We start from the raw sequence: 18,691 nt of genomic DNA on the forward strand, positions 1-18,691 counted from the left end.
TGACACATGGTCGATATCGTCGATAGCGCGACGCGCAGCCGGATGATGTCCGGCATCCGGGGCCGCAATACCAAGCCGGAGATCCTGATCCGCAGCCTGCTGCATCGGCAGGGCTTTCGCTTCCGTCTGGACGCGCGCGATCTGCCGGGGCGCCCCGACATCGTGTTGCCGCGTTATCGCGCGGTGGTGCTGGTGCACGGCTGCTTCTGGCACGGCCATGACTGCCATCTCTTCAAATGGCCACAAACCCGGCCCGAGTTCTGGCGCGAGAAGATCGGCCGCAATCGCAGCAATGACGACAAGGTTCGCGACGCGCTGCTCGCCGGCGGATGGCGCGTGGCCGTGGTATGGGAATGCGCATTGCGCGGCGCCAATCGCGACATCGGCGGCGTGTTGGAGCGGCTTGTCGAGTGGTTGAAGAGCGACGCGCCGAGCTTCGAGGAACGCGGCTGAAAGGCGCTGGTAGCGTTGCCCGGCGCGAACGAATCCGACAGCCGCTGGTGATACACTCGACGAGCTAACCCGGAGTCTCTTTGCGTGCGGTCACGCCCGCGCAGGCCGCATGGTCCGCAGCGAAATCACCCGCTGCGACGATCCCAGAACCAATCAACAAGGGAGGCACATCATGGCTGATTTCCGTCTCTGGTCCGACGACTTTCCCACCAACGGCTTCATGCCGAAAGCTCACGAATATAACGACAAGGCGTTCGGCGTGGACGGCGAAAACATCTCGCCCGCGTTGCAGTGGGACGCGCCGCCGTCCGACACTCAAAGCTTCGCGCTCACCGTGCACGATCCCGACGCGCCGACCGGCAGCGGCTTCTGGCATTGGGTGGTGGTGAACATCCCGGCCGACGCCCGCTCGCTGCCGCGCAACGCCGGCAAGGCGGACGGCTCGCTGCTGCCGCAAGGCGCGCTGCAGGTGCGCAACGACTACGGCACGGTCGGCTTCGGCGGCGCCGCGCCGCCGCGCGGCGACCGCACGCATCGCTACATCTTCCGGCTGCATGCGCTGAAGGTGCCGCATCTGCCCATCAACGCGGACACCACCAACGCGGTCGCGCGCTTCATGACGCATCTGAACGAGATCGACTCGACGACCCACACGGGACTATACGAACTCAAATAGACGATCGGCAGCGCTGCCGGCGCGCGGTCCGGCGCCGGCGGCTTCGCCGGTCCGGTTCGCCGGTTGGCGGTTCGAGAGCGCCCAACGCAGTCTTTCGACTACGGCTTGCAGCGCGCGTGAGCCATCTCATCACCCGAGCGTCGCGCCGTCCCCCTACAAATCAAACAAGCGATGCACGTCAAACCCTCGCGCAACGACAACCCCAAGCCGGCCGAAACAGCCGGAGCGGTTCCCCCCGACGCCCCCGCGCACGCGGCCGAACAAGGCCTGCCGATTCCGCAGCGCTACTGGGCGATGCTGGTCATCGCGCTCGCGCTCACGCTCGCGGTGCTCGACAGCGCGATCGCCAACGTGGCCTTGCCGACCATCGCGCGCAACCTGCGCGCGAGCGCGGCCGGCTCGATCTGGGTCGTCAACGCGTATCAGCTCGCGATCACCATTTCGCTGCTGCCGCTCGCCTCGCTCGGCGACCGCATCGGCTACCGGCGCATCTATCTGAGCGGGCTGATTCTGTTCACGGTGGCTTCGTTCGGCTGCGCGCTGGCCACGTCGCTGCCGACGCTCGCGCTGGCTCGCGTGATCCAGGGCTTCGGCGCGGCGGGCATCATGAGCGTGAATACCGCGCTGGTGCGCATGATCTATCCGCCCACCCAACTCGGGCGCGGTGTCGCGATCAATGCGATGGTGGTCGCGGTGTCGTCGGCGGTCGGTCCCACGGTAGCCTCCGGCGTGCTCGCGGTCGCGTCGTGGCCGTGGCTGTTCGCGATCAATGTGCCGATCGGCATCGCGGCGATCATCGGCGGCTTCAAGGCGCTGCCGATGAACCCCGGCCACGAGTCGCCGTACGACTACCTGAGCGCGGTGATGAACGCATTCGTGTTCGGCCTGCTGATTTTCGCGGTCGACGGCCTCGGACACGGCGAGCGGTTCGGCTATATCGCGCTCGAAGCGATCGGCGCGCTGGTGATCGGTTACTTCTTCGTGCGCCGCCAGTTGACGCAGCCCGCGCCGCTGCTGCCGATCGATTTGCTGAGGATCCCGGTGTTCGCGCTGTCGGTCGGCACGTCGATCTGCTCGTTCTGCGCGCAGATGCTGGCCTTCGTGTCGCTGCCGTTTCTGCTGCAGGAAACCCTAGGCCTGTCGCAAGTCGAAACCGGTCTGCTGATGACACCGTGGCCCGCGGTCATCATCATCGCGGCGCCGCTTTCGGGCGTGCTGTCGGACAAGGTATCGGCGGGATGGCTGGGCGGCGCCGGACTCGCCGCGCTGACGGTCGGCCTGCTGCTGCTCGCCACGCTCGGCGCGCATCCTGAACCCATGCAGATCGCGTGGCGCATGGCCTTGTGCGGCGTGGGCTTCGGCATCTTCCAGTCGCCGAACAACCGCACCATGCTGTCCGCCGCGCCGCGCGAGCGCAGCGGAGGCGCGAGCGGCATGCTCGGCACCGCGCGCCTGACCGGGCAGACGCTCGGTGCGGCGCTGGTCGCGCTGATCTTCGGCGTTGCGCCGCAGAATGGGCCGACCGTTGCGCTATATGTCGCCGCGGGATTTTCGGCGGTCGCGGCGGTGATCAGCACGATGCGGGTGATGCAGCGAGTGACCACGCAAGCGGCCTGAGGCACCCCGCCACGCAAAGACACGAAGGGCGCGCATCGCATGATGCGATCCGCGCCCTTCGTGCTTCATTATCTACTCGACGCTGCGCAGACGTGACAGCAAGCGCGCCTCTCGCCACCTGGCAACAGGCGCTGACCGGCTACGACGACGATGACGCCGTCACGTCAGCGAGCTTTACCGCTTTGGCCGTCACCGAAGATGCCGTCGCGACATTGCGCAGATCGGCGAGGAAGGTATCGCGCCACACTGACAGATTGTTCTCGCGCATCGGCGCCATCATGTCGGCATGGCGCGCCTGGCGCTCGGCGAGCGGCATCGACAGTGCACGCTCCAGCGCTTCGGCCATCTGCGACAGATCGAACGGATTGACGACCAGCGCGCCCGGCAATTGCTCGGCGGCGCCGGCGAACTGCGACAGCACCAGCACGCCTGGATCGGCCGGATCCTGCGACGCCACATACTCCTTCGCGACGAGATTCATGCCGTCGCGCAGCGGCGTCACGTAGCCAACCTGCGATTGACGGAACAGCGCCATCAGCAGATTGCGTTCGTACTTGCGGTTCAGGTACTGAATCGGTGTCCAGTCGAGCTGCGCGAACCGGCCGTTGATGCGGCCCGCCTCGCCCTCCAGCGTCTGACGAATCCGTTGATAAGTCTGAACGTCCGCGCGCGTCGGTGGCGCGATCTGCACTAGCGAGACGCGTCCGTGCCATCCCGGCGCATTCAGCAGCAAACGCTCGAATGCCTGGAAGCGCTCCACCAGCCCCTTCGAATAGTCGAGCCGGTCGACGCTCATGATCAGCTTGCGCCCGCGCATTCCGTCACGCAGGCTGCGCACCGGCTTGCGGTCGGTGAACTGCTCGGCGGCTTTGGCGATCGCGTCCGGATAGATGCCGATCGGATATGCGCCGACTTTGAGGAAGCGGTTGAACGCATGCACCATACCGTCTTCGCTCGACGTGCCATGCTGGCCGCGTTCGACATAGTCGACGAACGACTGGCGATCGGCCTCGGTCTGAAAACCGATCACGTCGTAGCTGCACATCGCCTTGACCAGTTCGTCGTGCGGCGGAATCGTGCGCAGCACTTCCGGCACCGGAAACGGAATATGCAGGAAAAAGCCGATCGGATTCTTCACGCCAAGCTCGCGCAGGCAGCGCGCAAACGGCAGCAGGTGGTAGTCATGCACCCAGATGATGTCGTCGGGTTTGAGCAGTTCCTTCAGCTGCTTGGCGAGCGTCGCATTGACACGCTGATAGCCCGCGTATTCCTGCCGGTCGTAGCGCGAGAGATCGTTGCGATAGTGGAACGTCGGCCATAGCGTCGCGTTGGAAAAGCCGCGGTAATACTGGTCATAGTCGCGCTTGGTGAGGCCCACCGTCGCGTAGGTCACGTTGCCCTGCTTCTCGATGACCGGCGCGGACGGCTCGCTCACCGTCTCGCCGTTCCAGCCGAACCAGACGCCGCCGGTTTCCTTCAGCGCGTCCAGCACGCCGATCGCGAGGCCGCCCGCTGCGGGACGCCCTTCCTGGATTGGTGCGACACGGTTCGATACCACGATCAGTCTGCTCATTGGGTCTCCACCTAGTTCAGTTGTTTCGTTGCATCCGGATATGTGCCGAAAAGGTGCACGCAAGTCGCGTGCCGTTTTTTGAGATGCTGGAAATAAAAATGTATGTAAATGTGACAGGCGAGTAAAAACCCGCGATGAACTCGCATCGCGAAGGACTTTCTACTGCCTCATGCGACAAAACCGGAATAGATGCTACGGCCGTCAAATTGCTCGAATGGGGTTCGAACGAACTCAGGCATCCTGTTCCGAACCCAGATCGCGCTGGTATTCCAGCCCTTCCTGGCGCACGCCGCCCTGGTTGTGCTCGCCATCGGGCGGCGCATCGGGGGCTACGCGATTTTGCGCCGCCGGGTCCGGCGAGGCCGCCGGTTCGGCCTTGCTGCTGCCCGGCCGGGCATCGCGCTTCGAATGGCGCGCGGAACGTCGCAATGCGGGATGTCTCATGATCGATGCCTCCGGAGGAAGCCCGCCGCCAACCGGCGGCATCCCTACAGTCTAGGGTTCGTGAAGGTAAATTGCCGGTAAAAGATGCGCCGGCTTTGTAACAAATACATCAATTCGCTGCACCGGACCGCGGTGCGGCGCACAGCGGAGGTCAGAGTTGCATTCGCCGCTGCGCGCGCTCCCCCGCTTGCGGTGTTTGGGTGGGCTGGGGCGGCGGATCGCCGATCGGCGGCGCCACCGGCTCCACCGGTTCGATTGGCTGCGGAGCTGGACTGGGGATGGTGTCGGGCTCCGCAGGGTTCGGCGGAGGCGAAGGCGGCTCGATCGGCTCGGGACGGTGAGCGTGCCGCGGTGGCGGAAGATCGGAAGCGGCGGCGTATCGCGGCATGTCGGTTATCCTCGTATGCGTTCCGGCGGATAGCAGCAAGGCTTGTGCCGTTGCGCGTTACACCGCGCCCCCTTTGCTCGCGCGCGGCGTCAAACGCCGGCGTCGCCCAGCGCGCGCGATTCGTCGGCGGCGTCGCTCTCTTCACGCGCGTCGTTGCCGTACTCCACCAGGCGGTTGTACAACGTCTTCAAACTAATGCCGAGAATCTCGGCGGCGCGGGTCTTCACACCGCCGCATTGCTCGAGCGTGGCCAGAATCAATTGACGGTCTGCTTCGGCGAGCGACGTGCCGAACGGAATGGTGATGGCCGTGCCGGCGGCGGGCTTCGACAGCGTGATCTGCAACGGCACCGTCGCGGTGCTGTCGGAATCCGTACCGGACATGATGTGCGCGCGCTGCACGTAGTTCTTCAGTTCGCGCACATTGCCCGGCCACGGATACGACATCAGCATTTCCTTCACGGCGCCCGGGAAATGCTTCTTCGTGCTGTGGCGCTCGTTGAGTTCGTCGAGGAACGCCTGCGCAAGCAGCTCCACGTCCTTGCCGCGGTCGCGCAGCGGCGGCAGGCTGATCGGGAACACGTTCAGCCGATGGTACAGGTCGAGCCGCAGCTTGCCTTCCAGCACCGCCTGCTCGGGGTCGCGGTTGGTGGCCGCGATCAGGCGCACGTCGGTCTCGATTTCCTTGGTCGTGCCGACCCGCATGAACATGCCGGTTTCCAGCACGCGCAGCAGTTTCACCTGCAACTCGATCGGCATTTCGGTGATTTCGTCGAGGAACAGCGTGCCGCCGTTCGCCCGTTCGAAATAGCCCTTGTGCTGACGGTCCGCGCCGGTAAACGAGCCGCGCTCGTGGCCGAACATTTCCGATTCGATCAGATTCGGCGAGATCGCCCCGCAATTGACCGCGAGGAACGCGTGCTTGCGGCGCAAGCTCAGTTGGTGCAGCGTCTGCGCGGCGACTTCCTTGCCGGTGCCCGACTCGCCGACCAGCATCACCGAGGCCGCCGTCGGCGCGACCCGGCCGATCTGGTCATAGACCTCCTGCATCGCGGGCGAATTGCCGAGCATCAGGCCGAAGCGGCCCATGCGGCGCAACTCGCCACGCAGCGTGCCGATTTCCGCCTTGAGGTCACCGGCGCGCGGCAGGCGCGACAGGATCGCCTTCACGCGCTGCATGTTGATCGGCTTCACGAGATAGTCGGTGGCGCCCATTTTCAGCGCGTTGACCGCCGATTCCACCGTCGCGTGGCCGGTAATCACGATCACTTCCACGCCCGAGCGGGGATCGAGATCTTCGAACAGGTCGACCCCGCTGCCATCGGGCAGCTTCAGGTCGGTAAAGACGACATCCGGCATCTGCCGGACCAGTTGAATACGCGCTTCGCGCAAATCGCCCGCGGTGGCGGTGGTCAGGCCGTCTTCCCCGATGATGGCGGAAAGCGCCTCGCGGGTACCGGCATCGTCATCGACTATCAGTACATGTGGCATCGCGTCTCGAAAGCCTGCAAGCGTGGTGGGGAAACATGCGAACGCGCATGCGGAAAAGCGAAACCGGCGGCATCGTGCGGTGCTGCGGCGCGCCCGGTTATGGAAGCGCATCTCACTGCTCGCAAACGCGATCCGCCGGTCACTTCATACAATATTGCAACAATGCCCGGTTAATCACCGGCCATTACCGCGCCATTGTTGTGCATTTACCTATTATACGGCCATCCAAACACAAAATTAACAATCGAGGCCAACCGGTGCCCGCCAACGCGCTGCATCAGCGGCGCGCCCCCGGCCGTGCTTCAGCTACGCGGAAACGGCCACGCGCGCCCATCGCCATTCGAGTGTGCAGAGCCGTTGGTCCCCTGCGCGCCCGGGCTTGCGCCGCCCGCGCCAAGCGCGCCGGCCGGCGCGGCGGGGGTTGCCACGGCGCCGCCCTCGCCTTCCCAGCGGCTCAATTCGCGCGCCGTTGGAAGCTGGGTCGCGCGCTTGTTCTGCACGTAACGGACCGCCAGAAAGCCGCCGAGTGCCATCAAGACACCGAAGATGCCAATTGGTCGTGCCATCGTGAACTCCTTATCGTCGTGAAGCGGATGGGATGCCGGATCGCGCGCCTACCTCTCAGCGCGCGCTCAGGACGCCCAGCAGAAAGCCTATACCCGCGGCGATCGCGATCGAACTCCACGGGTTGTGCCGCACGTAGCGCTCCGTGCTGGCGGTGGCCGCCCGATAACGCCGCTGCGCGTTCTGCTGCGCGTCGCCGAGTGCCGATTGCAGGCTTTCGACATGCGTGCCCAGCTTGTCGCGCAAGGCGTCGACGCCTTCGCCCGGCACGCTGGCGGCGAGCCTCAGCATTTCTTCCGAGTCTCTCAGCAGCACTCGCAGGTCCTCGACGATCTTCTGGCCGCCCAGTGCAATTTGTTGCGTGGTGTCAGTCATCATTCACTCCTCATCCAGGTTCGGCGTTCGCGTGTGTTCGGGTGCCCCCTCGGTGCGGCTTTCGCTCCAGTCTAGACTCGCCGACGCTGACCGCGCGAAAACCACATGCGTGTCGGGCTTGTGGCGCAAACGGCATGCCCGGTAAATTCGCCGCATTTACTCAACAGAGCGCCCCTGCGCGGCACTTTCGACCGATCGTGCGCCCGCGCAATTAGCCGCCCGTCACTTCGATTGCCGCAAACCGCGCCGAAGTGGTTAAATCGAGATTTGTGGGATGTTGGCGCACCAGCCAATATCGCTCCCAAGGCCTGCGCGCCGCAACAACACACTCATTTGCACAGGACCCCCGCATATGGCGTCAATCGATCTGGACTCGCCCACCGTCTCCGCCGGCGGCACCGCTTCGGCTCAGGCGAAGCAGCGCGTCGCAGACGGCATCGCGGGACTGAATTCGTATGGGCTGCTGTACGGCTCGTCGCCCGTGATGCTGGATCTGTACGAGCAGATCGAGCGCGTCGCCAGCACTGATGCGACCGCGCTGATCATCGGAGAATCGGGCACCGGCAAGGAGCTGATCGCCCGCACGATTCATGATCAAAGCAGCCGCAAGGACGCCGCGTTCGTCGCGGTGAACTGCGGCGCGATTCCCGACGAACTGATCGAAGCCGAGCTGTTCGGCCACGAAAAAGGCAGCTTCACCGGCGCGGTCCAGGGCCGCGTCGGCTACTTCGAACATGCGAACGGCGGCACGCTGTTTCTCGACGAAATCACCGAAATGGCGCCGGTGCGCCAGGTCAAACTGCTGCGCGCGCTCGAAACCGGCACCTTCTATCGGGTCGGCGGCAACGAGCTGATCAGCGGCAACGTGCGCGTGATCGCCGCGACCAATCGCGATCCCGCGGTGGCCGTGAAGGAAAACGGCTTGCGCGAAGATCTGATGTACCGGCTCGCGGTTTTTCCGTTGCGCGCGCCGCCGCTGCGCGAGCGCGAGAACGATCGCGAGCTGCTCGCGCAACACTTTCTCGCGCAGCTCAACCAGCAGGAAGGCACGAGCAAGAGCTTCAGCAAGCGGTCGCTCGAAACCCTGCGCACCTGGTCGTGGCCGGGCAATGTGCGCGAGCTGAAGAACGCGGTGTATCGCGCGTTCATTCTCGCGGAGAAGACCGTCGAGCTGCCGCATCCACATCTCGCGTCGCGGGTCAAGAAAGCGGTCACGCAAGGCGATGCGATGAGCGTCTGGATCGGCACGCCGCTCGCCGACGCGCAAAAGCAGATCATTCTGGGCACCCTCAAGTATTGCGGCGGCGACAAGCGGCGCGCGGCCAAAGCGCTCGGCGTGAGTCTGAAAACGCTGTACAACCGCTTGAGCGCGTACGGCGACGAAGGCGCGGAAGAAGAAGCGGAACAGTAGGCGCAACACACTCGAAACCGGACGGTCAGTTTTACTTCACGCTCACGCGAGGTCTTCGCGTGCGCGCATCGCACCCTCCCGCTATCGCGACAGTGCGCGCTCCGCTGCGAGAATCGGCTCACACGAGATGCTTCGCGCATTGCTTCGCGAATTACCTGGCATTGCCAAGCAAATGCAACGTGCCGTCAAACAGAAACCGATTTGCGACGCATCATGTTTTGCAATTTCTTGCATTTTTTCGCTGCCAATTACAAAACGCATGCTGCAAAATGCGGCAGCGTATTGGGAAGACGCGGCGCTTGTTCACAAGCTCGCTGCACGCGTGAACGAGCGGTATCGGCAAGAGCAGAGAAAGGGAAATGCAAAAAAACAGGGTGTGGGCCGACATGACAAAACAACCGGCCAGATGTGGACGTCACGGTGCAACGGCGCTCGTCGCATTCGCGCTAGTCGTGTCGTCGGCGTTGAGCGGCTGCAGCTCGCTTTACTCCGAAGGCGCCGTGGCCGGCGCCGGTATCGCGGGCGCGGCGGTCGCGACGAAAGTCACCAGCAATGCGGCGGTCGCCACCGGCATCGGCCTTGGCGCGGTAGCCGCGGCCCGCGCCGGCGTGCAGTACTCGGAGCGCGTGGTCCATAGAAATACGCAGGACAGCATCGCCAGAGTGGCCGGCCCGCTCGAGGTGGGCGCGGTCGCGCCGTGGAGCGTGACCCACTCGTTCCCGATCGAAGACGACGAGCATGGCCGCGTCACCGTCAGCCGCGCGATCAGCACGGGCGCGCTCGACTGCAAGGAAATCGTTTTCTCCGTCGACCAGACCGCCACCAAAAACGTCCCGGCGAGCAGCGCGTTTTTCGTCGCGTCGGTCTGCCGTGACGGCGACAACTGGAAATGGGCGTCGGCCGAACCGGCCACCGAACGCTGGGGCGCGCTGCAATGAAGACGCTTTGGCTTGGCGTCTCTCGTGCGGCGGCTCGCACACGTGTCGTGCGATTTTCCGGCAACCGTCTGCGGCTCCTCGCGGCCGGCGCGCTATGCGTCGGCGCGAGCCTGCTGACGAGCGGCTGTTCGTCGGTCGGCGCAGCGAGTGGCGCGGCGGCGGGCATTGCATCGGGACTCGTGACCTCGAATCCGGCTGTCGCGATCGGCGTCGGCATTGCCGTGCAGGCCGCGACCGACGAAGCCGTCGGCCGCTACATGCGCAGCATGCACAAGGACCAGCAGGATCTGATCGCCGCGCTGGCGGGTGCGATGCCGGTCGGCGAGACGCGCCCGTGGTCGGTCAAGCACACGCTGCCCATCGAGAACGGCCACGGCCAGGTGCGCGTGACGCGCGCGTTCGGTTCGACGCTGGCGCTGTGCAAGGAATTCGTGTTCTCCGTGCAGGACGGCGACGGCCCGAACGCACCGACGGCCTGGTTCACGGCGAGCGCGTGCCAGCAGGACAAAGGCTGGAAGTGGGCTTCCGCCGAGCCGGCCGTCGCACGCTGGGGCAATCTGCAATAAAAAAGCGGCAGGGTCTGCCCTGCCGCTTGATGCCTGAACGGTCTGTCCTGGCTAGCCAAACCACCCGGCTACGCTTTAAGACTCAACGTCTTCCAGGCTGAAGATTTCGGTCTGGTCGTTATACGAGAAAATCTCGCCATAGCGGCCCCAGTTGATGACCGCGTCGAGCGTCTCTTCCGCCGCGCTGTCCGACAGAAAATCCTCCAGTTCCTGCTCGAAGCGCACGCGCGGCGCGCGATGTCCCGGCCGCTCGTTCAGCACTTTCTTGATCCGCGCCGCGAGCGGCACGTGCCGCAGCAGATGCTCGGCGAACATCATCTTGCGCTCCTGAGTACCGAATTCGGAGAACACGCGCGCCGGCGGCGTCAGGAAAATATCGCCTTCGCGCACGTCGGCGAACCCCAGATGCTGCAGCACTTCGGCCACCGGGAACAGGTCGTCCACCTCCAGATGCAGCGAGCGGGCGATTTCCGGCATGTCGGCGCGGCCGTGGTACGGCGCCGCGGCCAGCGTCTCGATCAGACCCGCCATCAGGTTGGTCGACACATGCGGCAACCAGCTGTGCAGCTCCAGCCCCTTCTTGGTCTTTTCGTCGGTCTGACGCGCGGTCATCTTCGCGTAGATCTCGTCGACGAGGCGCCGGAACGCCGGGTCCAGCCGGTTGCGCGGATGCTTGAACGGCACCTTGATCTCGGCGATCACGCGGCCCGGATTCGACGACAGCACCAGGATCCGGTCGCACATGAACACCGCTTCCTCGATGTTGTGCGTGACGATCAGCACCGCCTTGATCGGCATGCGGCCTTGCGTCCACAGGTCGAGCAGGTCGGTACGCAAGGTTTCGGCGGTCAGCACGTCGAGCGCGGAGAACGGCTCGTCCATCAGCAACAGCGTGGGGTCGACCACCAGTGCGCGCGCAAAGCCGACACGCTGACGCATGCCGCCCGACAGCTCGCGCGGATAGGCGTTTTCGAAACCGTCCAGACCGATCAGGTCGATTGCCGCGAGCGCGCGCGTGCGCCGCTCGCTCGCGCCGACACCTTGCGCTTCGAGTCCCGCTTCCACGTTTTGCAGCACGGTCAGCCACGGGAACAGCGCGAAAGTCTGGAACACCATCGCGACGCCCTTCGCGGGGCCGTCGAGCGGCTTGCCCATATACGTGACTTCGCCATCGGTCGGCTCGATCAGACCGGCGATGATGCGCAAAAGCGTCGACTTGCCCGAGCCCGAACGGCCCAACAAACCGACGATCTCGCCTTCGCGCAACGACAGATTCGCGTCGTCGAGGACGAGCAGCTCGCCCTGCGACTTGTTGAAACCGCGGCACACGTCCTTGACGCGCAAGATCTCTTCGCCGAGGCGCGGCGGCTTCGGCGGTGTCTGGATCGGCGCGGCGGTCATAGCAGCTTTCGGATTTTGCATCGCTTAGGCCTTCATTTCTCAATCGAGCCGGAGCTTGGCTTCGGCGTAGGCGTACATCGGACGCCACAGCAGGCGGTTGAACAGGGTGACGAACAGGGACATCACGGCGATGCCCACGATGATCTTCGGATAGTCGCCCGCCGCGGTGGTCTGCGCGATGTACGCGCCCAGTCCGTGCGCCGCCACCTTCGTATCGCCCCACTGAACGAACTCAGCCACGATACTTGCATTCCACGCGCCGCCCGACGCAGTGATCGCGCCGGTCACGTAATACGGGAAGATGCCCGGCAGCATCGCCTGACGCCACCATTGCCAGCCGCGGATGTGGAAATTCTTGGCCGCCTCGCGGTAGTCGTTCGGGTAGGAACTCGCGCCGGCGATCACATTGAACAGGATATACCACTGCGTGCCGAGCACGATCAGCGGCGACAGCCAGATATCCGGGTTCAGATGGAAGCGCACGATCACGATCACGAACACCGGGAACAGCAGGTTCGCCGGAAACGCGGCGAGGAACTGCGCGAGCGGCTGGATCTTTTCCGCCAGTGCCGGCCGCAGGCCGATCAGCACGCCGACCGGCACCCAGATCACCGAGGCGATCGCGATCAGCACCACCACGCGCAGCAGCGTGATGAGCCCGAGCACCAGCACGTGGCCGACCTCGTCGAGCGTCACGCCGGTGCGCACATACAGAAACACGCGATACACCACGTAGACCGTGGCGACCAGCACCAGCGCGGCCCACAAGGTGTCGCCGAGCTTCGAGTTCTTCTCGCGCTGAGGAATCTGGAAGCGCGGCGCGCTGAATGCCGGCAACTGGAAGCGCACCCGCGCCGCCCTCGCGAACATCCAGCCGATCGGCACCAGCAGCCGGTGAATCAGACGCGTGCGGCGAATCAGATCGAGCAGCCAGGACTCGGGCGCGTCGCCCGAACTGGTGGTTTCCATGCGGAACTTGTCGGCCCATGCGACGAGCGGGCGGAACAGGAACTGGTCGTACGCGAGGATCACGACCGTCATCGCGAGGATTACCCAGCCGATTGCGTGCAGGTTCTTCTCCGAGATCGCCTGCGCCAGAAACGCGCCGATGCCCGGCAGCGTGATGGTGTTGTTGCCGACCGTGATCGCTTCGGAGGCGACCACGAAGAACCAGCCGCCCGACATCGACATCATCATGTTCCAGATGAGGCCCGGCATCGAGAACGGCACTTCGAGCTTCCAGAAGCGCTGCCATGAAGTGAGATGGAAACCGCGCGACACTTCGTCGAGATCGCGCGGCACCGTGCGCAGCGACTGATAGAAGCTGAACGTCATGTTCCACGCCTGGCTCGTGAAGATCGCGAAGATCGCCGCGAGTTCGGCGCCGAGCACGCGGCCCGGGAACAGCGCGAGGAAGAACGTCACCGTAAACGAAATGTAGCCGAGCACCGGCACGGACTGCAGAATGTCCAGGATCGGCACCAGCACGAGCCCAGCGCGCCGGCTCTTGGCCGCCATCGTGCCGTAAACCAGCGTAAAGATCAGCGAGGCGACCATCGCCGCGAGCATGCGCAACGTGGTGCGCATCGCATATTCAGGCAGGTTCGCCGGGTCGAGCGAGATCGCCTGGGTCTTGAGCGTCGACATCGGCGCGAGCGTCTCGTGAAAGCCGATCGCCGCCATCGCGATGATGCAGATGATCAGCGGAAAGGCCACGAAGTCCCAGCGGTTGGGCAGCACCCGCCATGCGGACGCATTGGCGGTGCGCTTCAGGTCGAAACTGAAATCCATTAGATACCCTCCCCTTCGACGCGGATGTGGGTTTGCTCGAAGGAGGCCGCGGCTTCGGCGCTGCGGTCGGAAGATCGGTCCGGAAAGCGGAAATCAGACATGGCAAAACGCGTGTGCGCGGTAAATCGTTAGCGTTGGAAACACGTGGACCGGCAACGGAGGTGTCCGCGGACGCGCCGTCCAGGACCACCACCATCACGCCGGACTCCTGTCGCCGCAGGCGCCGCCCGAAGGCTGGCGAGCTTTCCTCGTTTTGGACGGCACGACACTACACCATCCTATGTTTCAGGCACAACCTTTCGCGCCAAATCGCGATAATCAGCGGCGCGGGCACGACGAATCGGACCGCAGCGGCGTCGCCGCCAGACTACGCGAGTCGCGGAGCGTGGCGCATGAACCACAACGCCGCTGTTCGCGACAGCGGCCGGGATCGTGAAAAACCGCCGGAAAAACCCGTATAGCTATCAAGAATTCCGGCTAGCTTGCCGTTAAGAACCCGATGGGCGCGGCACATGCAGTTCGCATTCCCGCAATAACGGTGGCGTCTGGCCCCATGCCGGTTAAAATCAGGGAACGACGCGCATGTTTGTGCATGTTTGTTAGCGGTTTATCCCGGGCCACAGCGGCGGCAAATCGTCAGCCGCTTCGAAACGGTCGGCACAGCGCCGGTGCGCTGCCACGAATGAGCTAGTTGCATGTCACAGCCAGACGGATCAGAGGGTCGATGAACAGGACAACCTTGCGCCAGGCAACCTTGCCGATCAGCTTCTTGCTGATCGTGCTGGTTTGCTGGTTCGTGGCGGGCATCGTCGCGGACCGGATGGTACAGCAAGAGCTGGACGCGGCGCTGCGCGCGCAGCGTCAAATGTCTGCGTCGATCGTCGACAACATGGCGGAAGTGATCGCCAGCGACCTCGCCATGTCCCGCGCCATCCCCGCAACCATGGCCGAACTGGACGTGGTCCAGCGCGCCCTGGTGCAATCGCAGAATTATGCCGCGAACAGCGAGGCGGCGGAACCCGCCCTGCGCGCCGCGTTGCTGAAAGACGCGCAAATGCGCTCGGTGAGCAACTTCCTGCACGACGCCCAAGGCTTCTCCGGGCTCGACCAGATCTGGCTCGTCAATACGAACGGCGTGTGCGTGGCGTCGAGCGACTCGGCCAACAATCCGTACGCGGCGGAACATTCGTTCATCGGCGTCGACATGCGCACGCGCACGTATCTGACCAACGCGCTGCTCGGCGCGTTCTCGGAGGCCTACGGCGTGGGCCGCCTGAGTGGCGAGCCGGGCATCTTCATCGCCGCGCCGGTGTATGCGGACGGGCTTTTGGTCGGCGTGGTGATCGCGAAAGTCGGGATCGCGCGGCTGCGCCACTGGGTCGCGCACGCGGGCACCTTCGTCGCCGACGACAACGGAGTAATCATCATGGCGCACAACAGCGAGCTCGAAGGCCACGCGCTGCCGAACTCGCGCGTCGCGCAGATGAGCTCCGCCGAGCGCACGACCGTCTATCACCGCGACACGTTCCCCGACATGCGGATTCGCCTCAACACGGCAGTGCGCGAGCAGGCGCCGTGGTTGCCCACGGCCGTCGCCGGCCAGCTGTTCGGCATGTCCGAGCAGCCGGCGCCGTCGCTCTACCAGGACCGCGTCGGCCTGAATTCGGGGCTGTCGGCGCATCTGGTCGATCCGCTCGCGGCGTGGCCGGAACTGCTGCGCAATCACAAGCGCGATCATCTGCTGGTGTTTCTGACGCTGGCCGGCACGGTCGCGCTGGCGTGGGTGATCACCGTGTCGTATGTGCGCGAGCGGCGCCATCATCGCGCGACGCGCGATCTCGCCGAGCAACTGCAGGCGGCCAATACGCTGCTCTCGGCCGAGGCGCGCCACGACGCGCTGACCGGCGCGCTGTCGCGACGCTACTTCCTCGACCTGCTGCGCCACGAGATCGAACGCGCGCGTGCAAACCACGAGCCGCTGTGCATGGCGATCGCCGACCTCGACCACTTCAAGCAGATCAACGACCGCTTCGGCCACGCCGCCGGTGACCGCGCGCTCGAACACTTTGTCGACACTTGCCGCGCCGAACTGCGCGGCGCCGACGCGATCGGCCGGCTCGGCGGCGAAGAGTTCGGCTTGCTGCTGCCCGCCACCGATCTGGCCGGCGGCCGCGAAGTGGTCGAACGCTTGCGCCTGCGTTTGAAAGCGGTGCCTTCGCCGAAGTTGCCGCCTTCGGTGAACCTCAGCGTAAGCATCGGGATCACCCAGCTATCGCCCGACGATCTGCCCGAGCGGCTCATGAGCCGCGCCGACACCGCGCTCTACGCGGCGAAGAGCGGTGGCCGCGATCGCACCGAAGCCCTGCCCCCCGACGACACCGCGCCGCCCGCGCGCACGGTAGCGAATGCCTGGTAAAGCGTAAAGGCGCGCGCCATACGCATCCCTTCCCGCCTCGCATCGACCGCGACGCCCATGACGCCCGTATTCGATGCGCGCGCAACCTCCACTCAATGCAAGCGCGCCTCGGGCTTCCCGTAACGAAGCAGGTATGATCGAACCTGATATCAAGGTTGCCGCTACCGCTCTAACGGGAGATTCGCATGAAGGGAAATCTGGTCATCGTGTGTCGCGATCAGGATGCTGACGCATTCGACCATCTGCTGGCTGAATATGGCGCGTTCCAGACACGCCTGTCGTCTACCGCGTGGTATCTGAAACTGGCGGTCGCGCCGGAACTGATTCAGGAGGAGATACTGGCGCGTCTGGGCAAATACACCACGCATTACATTTTCGAGGCCGAAACGGTAACCTGGAATACGGTGGATAGCGAAGCGGCGAATGCGCTGAATACGCTGTTCTCGGACTAGCGCGCCGGGTTGCCGCCCCCCTCCGGACGTTGCGTCCGGATTTCAAGCCAGTCATGCAGACGCGTCGCATGCGCACACACCACGTAGCGCCTACCAGGCGCTCTCCGAGGCCGCCGCAGCCTTCGGCAAGACCTCGAACGGAAAGCTCATCAAGACGCGCAAGCCACGGCCGCCGTGGTTGCCGATCTCCCACTCCCCGCCCGCACGCCGCACCAGCCGCTCGACGATCGCGAGCCCGAGCCCGCTATGGCCGTTACCGCCGCGCGCCGGATCGAGCCGCACGAAAGGCCGGCTTGCGTTGATCAGATCCTGCGCGGCGATGCCGTTGCCGGTATCGCTGACCGACAGCGTGAAGCCTTGCGCGGTGCGCGCGGTGGCGACGGTAATCGGCGGTGCGCCGTATGCGTGGGCGTTGTCCAGCAGGTTCGACAGAATGCGGTCGAGCGTGGCGGCGGGCAGCAGGAACGCCGGCCCCGCGCCGAGCTCGGTCTGCACGGTGGATGCACTGGCGGCCACCGCGCGATACGTGCGCACGATCCGCTCGCACTGCGCGTCCACTTCGACCGCTTCGCTGCGATCGGCGCCGTCGTGCGCGAACACCAGAAACTGCTCGACGATATGTGTCATGGAGTCGACGTCGCGCACTACCCCGTCCCGCATCTTCGGCTCGTCCATCATTTCGGCGCGCAGCCGCAAACGCGCAAGCGGCGTTTTCAGATCGTGCGCGACGCCGGCGAGCATCACGGCGCGGTCGTTTTCGGTGCGCGCCACTTCCTGAACCATCTGGTTAAAGCCGTGGGTCAGCTGCCGCAGCTCGCGCGGACCACGCTCCGGCACCGGCGGCACCGGCAGGCCGCGGCCGAAGCGCGACACCGCCTGCGCGAGCGAGCGCAACGGCTGCTGCAACGCCCACGCGGCAAACAGCGCCGCCATCACCGCGAACGAGAAGATGATCGCGAGCCACAGCACCGTGCGGTCGAGCGAACGCGGCATGCGCAAAGGCTGCACCGGCACGACGATCCAGCTGTGATCGGTGGCGGCGCGCACCCATAGCGTGGGTGGGTGGCCCGGCATGCCGACCCGTACCTGCGTGCCGGACGGCATCCGGTCGCGCACGTCTTCGACGAAACGTTCGAGCGGCGGCGGCATTTCCGTGCTCTCGGGCGGCACGTCCGTGCTCGCCGGGTCCACCAGCTTGACTCGCGACGGCAACGGCTGATCCGGAGTGCGGGCGACGTGCTGGCGCACCGCGTCGACGAGGAAGGTGGCTTCCTCGACCGCATAGCGCGTTTGCAGCTGGCTGCGTTCGAGCCGCATCAGCGCGTACCACGCGAAATGCGACAGCATCAGCACCGCGACGACTAGCAGCGCCAGCCGCCCGAACAGCGAATCAATGGGCCGGCGCATGTTGCTCGCCGTCCGGCACGAACACGTAGCCGCGTCCGCGCACGGTCTGAATGAAGCGCGGTGTGGACGGGTCGGTTTCGAGAATGCGGCGCAGGCGCCACACCTGCACGTCGATGCCGCGGTCGGTGCCGTCGTATTCGGGACCGTGCAGCAGTTCGAGCAGACGTTCGCGCGTGAGCGTGCGCATCGGGTGATTGACGAAGATCTTCAGCAACGCGAACTCGCTGCCCGACAGCGTGAGCGGCTTGTCTTCCAGATGCAGCGTGCGCGACTGGAAATCGAGCGTGAAGCGGCCGAAGTTGAACGGCTCGCGCTGCTCCGGCGCCGCCGCCGACGGCAGCGTGCGGCGCCGCCGCAGCACCGCCTGCACGCGCGCCAACAACTCGCGCGGATTGAACGGCTTGCCGAGGTAGTCGTCCGCGCCGAGCTCCAGCCCGACGATGCGGTCGACGTCGTCCGCACGCGCCGTGAGCATGATCACGGGAATGTCGTCGCCCGACGCGCGCAGCTTGCGCAGCGCCGTGAGTCCGTCGACACCCGGCATCATCAGATCGAGCACGATGAGATCGGGGCGCTCGCGTTCGAGCCTGCGTTCGAGCGAGCCCGCGTCATGCAGCACCGAAACTTCGATGCCCTGACGGGCCAGATAGTCGCGCAGAAGATCGCGCAATTCGACGTCGTCGTCGACAACAAGGATTTGAGTAGCCATGGAATGAAGTTTAACGCGCA

At 65.0% G+C, this 18,691-nt stretch carries 18 protein-coding genes; 8 read left to right on the forward strand and 10 right to left on the reverse strand.

Annotated elements, in window-relative coordinates:
- Positions 1 to 6: 6 nt before the first annotated feature.
- The 3 genes from PQR02_RS17070 (at position 7) to PQR02_RS17080 (ending at position 2,746) form a co-directional block, all read left to right on the forward strand.
- Positions 7 to 453, forward strand: a complete 447-nt coding sequence (locus PQR02_RS17070; protein ID WP_408233032.1) for a very short patch repair endonuclease — start codon at positions 7 to 9, stop codon at positions 451 to 453.
- Between the two features lie 172 nt (positions 454 to 625).
- Positions 626 to 1,129, forward strand: a complete 504-nt coding sequence (locus PQR02_RS17075) for a YbhB/YbcL family Raf kinase inhibitor-like protein (protein WP_149671466.1) — start codon at positions 626 to 628, stop codon at positions 1,127 to 1,129.
- A gap of 171 nt (positions 1,130 to 1,300) precedes the next feature.
- Positions 1,301 to 2,746: an MFS transporter gene (locus tag PQR02_RS17080; RefSeq protein WP_408233035.1), complete on the forward strand. Its 1,446-nt coding sequence runs from the start codon at positions 1,301 to 1,303 to the stop codon at positions 2,744 to 2,746.
- 139 nt (positions 2,747 to 2,885) lie between these two features.
- Here PQR02_RS17080 and otsA read toward each other — a convergent pair whose 3' ends face one another.
- From otsA to PQR02_RS17110, 6 genes are all read right to left on the reverse strand, one after another.
- Positions 2,886 to 4,319 (reverse strand): alpha,alpha-trehalose-phosphate synthase (UDP-forming), encoded by a 1,434-nt coding sequence (otsA, locus tag PQR02_RS17085; protein ID WP_408233038.1) that lies wholly within the window; start codon positions 4,317 to 4,319, stop codon positions 2,886 to 2,888.
- Positions 4,320 to 4,550: 231 nt separating this feature from the next.
- Positions 4,551 to 4,763 (reverse strand): hypothetical protein, encoded by a 213-nt coding sequence (locus tag PQR02_RS17090; RefSeq protein ID WP_408233041.1) that lies wholly within the window; start codon positions 4,761 to 4,763, stop codon positions 4,551 to 4,553.
- A gap of 151 nt (positions 4,764 to 4,914) precedes the next feature.
- On the reverse strand, positions 4,915 to 5,151 hold the full coding sequence (locus PQR02_RS17095; protein ID WP_408233044.1) for a hypothetical protein: 237 nt from the start codon (positions 5,149 to 5,151) through the stop codon (positions 4,915 to 4,917).
- Between the two features lie 89 nt (positions 5,152 to 5,240).
- Positions 5,241 to 6,641: a sigma-54-dependent transcriptional regulator gene (locus tag PQR02_RS17100; protein WP_408233047.1), complete on the reverse strand. Its 1,401-nt coding sequence runs from the start codon at positions 6,639 to 6,641 to the stop codon at positions 5,241 to 5,243.
- Between the two features lie 302 nt (positions 6,642 to 6,943).
- Positions 6,944 to 7,207, reverse strand: coding sequence for a hypothetical protein (locus tag PQR02_RS17105; protein WP_408233050.1), 264 nt, complete (start codon positions 7,205 to 7,207; stop codon positions 6,944 to 6,946).
- A gap of 55 nt (positions 7,208 to 7,262) precedes the next feature.
- Positions 7,263 to 7,580: an ElaB/YgaM/YqjD family protein gene (locus PQR02_RS17110; protein ID WP_408233053.1), complete on the reverse strand. Its 318-nt coding sequence runs from the start codon at positions 7,578 to 7,580 to the stop codon at positions 7,263 to 7,265.
- A 352-nt stretch (positions 7,581 to 7,932) separates the two neighbouring features.
- Here PQR02_RS17110 and PQR02_RS17115 point away from each other — a divergent pair, with 352 nt between their 5' ends.
- The 3 genes from PQR02_RS17115 (at position 7,933) to PQR02_RS17125 (ending at position 10,495) form a co-directional block, all read left to right on the forward strand.
- Positions 7,933 to 8,991 (forward strand): sigma-54 interaction domain-containing protein, encoded by a 1,059-nt coding sequence (locus PQR02_RS17115; protein WP_408233056.1) that lies wholly within the window; start codon positions 7,933 to 7,935, stop codon positions 8,989 to 8,991.
- 359 nt (positions 8,992 to 9,350) lie between these two features.
- The gene (locus PQR02_RS17120; RefSeq protein ID WP_408233059.1) at positions 9,351 to 9,929 is read left to right on the forward strand and encodes a hypothetical protein; all 579 of its coding nucleotides are present in this window, start codon (positions 9,351 to 9,353) and stop codon (positions 9,927 to 9,929) included.
- Positions 9,926 to 10,495 carry a hypothetical protein gene (locus PQR02_RS17125; protein ID WP_408233062.1) on the forward strand — a complete coding sequence of 190 codons (570 nt, stop codon included), beginning with the start codon at positions 9,926 to 9,928 and terminating at the stop codon, positions 10,493 to 10,495. The genes PQR02_RS17120 and PQR02_RS17125 overlap by 4 nt, the downstream gene beginning before the upstream one ends.
- Before the next feature lie 75 nt (positions 10,496 to 10,570).
- On the opposite strand, the gene PQR02_RS17130 is transcribed toward PQR02_RS17125, so the two are convergent.
- Positions 10,571 to 11,917 (reverse strand): ABC transporter ATP-binding protein, encoded by a 1,347-nt coding sequence (locus tag PQR02_RS17130; RefSeq protein WP_408233065.1) that lies wholly within the window; start codon positions 11,915 to 11,917, stop codon positions 10,571 to 10,573.
- Positions 11,918 to 11,935: 18 nt separating this feature from the next.
- Positions 11,936 to 13,687 (reverse strand): ABC transporter permease, encoded by a 1,752-nt coding sequence (locus tag PQR02_RS17135; protein ID WP_408233068.1) that lies wholly within the window; start codon positions 13,685 to 13,687, stop codon positions 11,936 to 11,938.
- A gap of 724 nt (positions 13,688 to 14,411) precedes the next feature.
- On the opposite strand from PQR02_RS17135, the gene PQR02_RS17140 reads away from it, so the two are divergent.
- Together PQR02_RS17140 and PQR02_RS17145 are read left to right on the forward strand one after the other, a co-directional pair.
- Positions 14,412 to 16,103 carry a sensor domain-containing diguanylate cyclase gene (locus PQR02_RS17140; RefSeq protein WP_408233071.1) on the forward strand — a complete coding sequence of 564 codons (1,692 nt, stop codon included), beginning with the start codon at positions 14,412 to 14,414 and terminating at the stop codon, positions 16,101 to 16,103.
- Between the two features lie 185 nt (positions 16,104 to 16,288).
- On the forward strand, positions 16,289 to 16,555 hold the full coding sequence (locus PQR02_RS17145; RefSeq protein ID WP_149671481.1) for a double-stranded DNA-specific endonuclease: 267 nt from the start codon (positions 16,289 to 16,291) through the stop codon (positions 16,553 to 16,555).
- A 90-nt stretch (positions 16,556 to 16,645) separates the two neighbouring features.
- Here the strand turns inward: PQR02_RS17145 and PQR02_RS17150 are convergent, their stop codons facing one another.
- Complete coding sequence (locus PQR02_RS17150) at positions 16,646 to 17,962, reverse strand: ATP-binding protein (protein ID WP_408233075.1); 1,317 nt, start codon at positions 17,960 to 17,962, stop codon at positions 16,646 to 16,648.
- Positions 17,946 to 18,671, reverse strand: coding sequence for a response regulator (locus PQR02_RS17155; RefSeq protein ID WP_012432166.1), 726 nt, complete (start codon positions 18,669 to 18,671; stop codon positions 17,946 to 17,948). Before PQR02_RS17155 ends, PQR02_RS17150 begins: the two co-directional genes overlap by 17 nt.
- Between the last annotated feature and the right edge of the window lie 20 nt (positions 18,672 to 18,691).

This window comes from Paraburkholderia sediminicola (assembly GCF_046026895.1).
In the GTDB taxonomy this organism is placed as follows: domain Bacteria; phylum Pseudomonadota; class Gammaproteobacteria; order Burkholderiales; family Burkholderiaceae; genus Paraburkholderia; species Paraburkholderia sediminicola_C.

Bases quoted from the DNA above. Each gene is read 5' to 3' on its own strand.
- PQR02_RS17070 (WP_408233032.1), top strand. From the start codon at position 7: ATGGTCGATATCGTCGATAGCGCGACGCGCAGCCGGATGATGTCCGGC.
- PQR02_RS17075 (WP_149671466.1), top strand. From the start codon at position 626: ATGGCTGATTTCCGTCTCTGGTCCGACGACTTTCCCACCAACGGCTTC.
- PQR02_RS17080 (WP_408233035.1), top strand. From the start codon at position 1,301: ATGCACGTCAAACCCTCGCGCAACGACAACCCCAAGCCGGCCGAAACA.
- otsA (WP_408233038.1), bottom strand. From the start codon at position 4,319: ATGAGCAGACTGATCGTGGTATCGAACCGTGTCGCACCAATCCAGGAA.
- PQR02_RS17090 (WP_408233041.1), bottom strand. From the start codon at position 4,763: ATGAGACATCCCGCATTGCGACGTTCCGCGCGCCATTCGAAGCGCGAT.
- PQR02_RS17095 (WP_408233044.1), bottom strand. From the start codon at position 5,151: ATGCCGCGATACGCCGCCGCTTCCGATCTTCCGCCACCGCGGCACGCT.
- PQR02_RS17100 (WP_408233047.1), bottom strand. From the start codon at position 6,641: ATGCCACATGTACTGATAGTCGATGACGATGCCGGTACCCGCGAGGCG.
- PQR02_RS17105 (WP_408233050.1), bottom strand. From the start codon at position 7,207: ATGGCACGACCAATTGGCATCTTCGGTGTCTTGATGGCACTCGGCGGC.
- PQR02_RS17110 (WP_408233053.1), bottom strand. From the start codon at position 7,580: ATGACTGACACCACGCAACAAATTGCACTGGGCGGCCAGAAGATCGTC.
- PQR02_RS17115 (WP_408233056.1), top strand. From the start codon at position 7,933: ATGGCGTCAATCGATCTGGACTCGCCCACCGTCTCCGCCGGCGGCACC.
- PQR02_RS17120 (WP_408233059.1), top strand. From the start codon at position 9,351: ATGCAAAAAAACAGGGTGTGGGCCGACATGACAAAACAACCGGCCAGA.
- PQR02_RS17125 (WP_408233062.1), top strand. From the start codon at position 9,926: ATGAAGACGCTTTGGCTTGGCGTCTCTCGTGCGGCGGCTCGCACACGT.
- PQR02_RS17130 (WP_408233065.1), bottom strand. From the start codon at position 11,917: ATGCAAAATCCGAAAGCTGCTATGACCGCCGCGCCGATCCAGACACCG.
- PQR02_RS17135 (WP_408233068.1), bottom strand. From the start codon at position 13,687: ATGGATTTCAGTTTCGACCTGAAGCGCACCGCCAATGCGTCCGCATGG.
- PQR02_RS17140 (WP_408233071.1), top strand. From the start codon at position 14,412: ATGAACAGGACAACCTTGCGCCAGGCAACCTTGCCGATCAGCTTCTTG.
- PQR02_RS17145 (WP_149671481.1), top strand. From the start codon at position 16,289: ATGAAGGGAAATCTGGTCATCGTGTGTCGCGATCAGGATGCTGACGCA.
- PQR02_RS17150 (WP_408233075.1), bottom strand. From the start codon at position 17,962: ATGCGCCGGCCCATTGATTCGCTGTTCGGGCGGCTGGCGCTGCTAGTC.
- PQR02_RS17155 (WP_012432166.1), bottom strand. From the start codon at position 18,671: ATGGCTACTCAAATCCTTGTTGTCGACGACGACGTCGAATTGCGCGAT.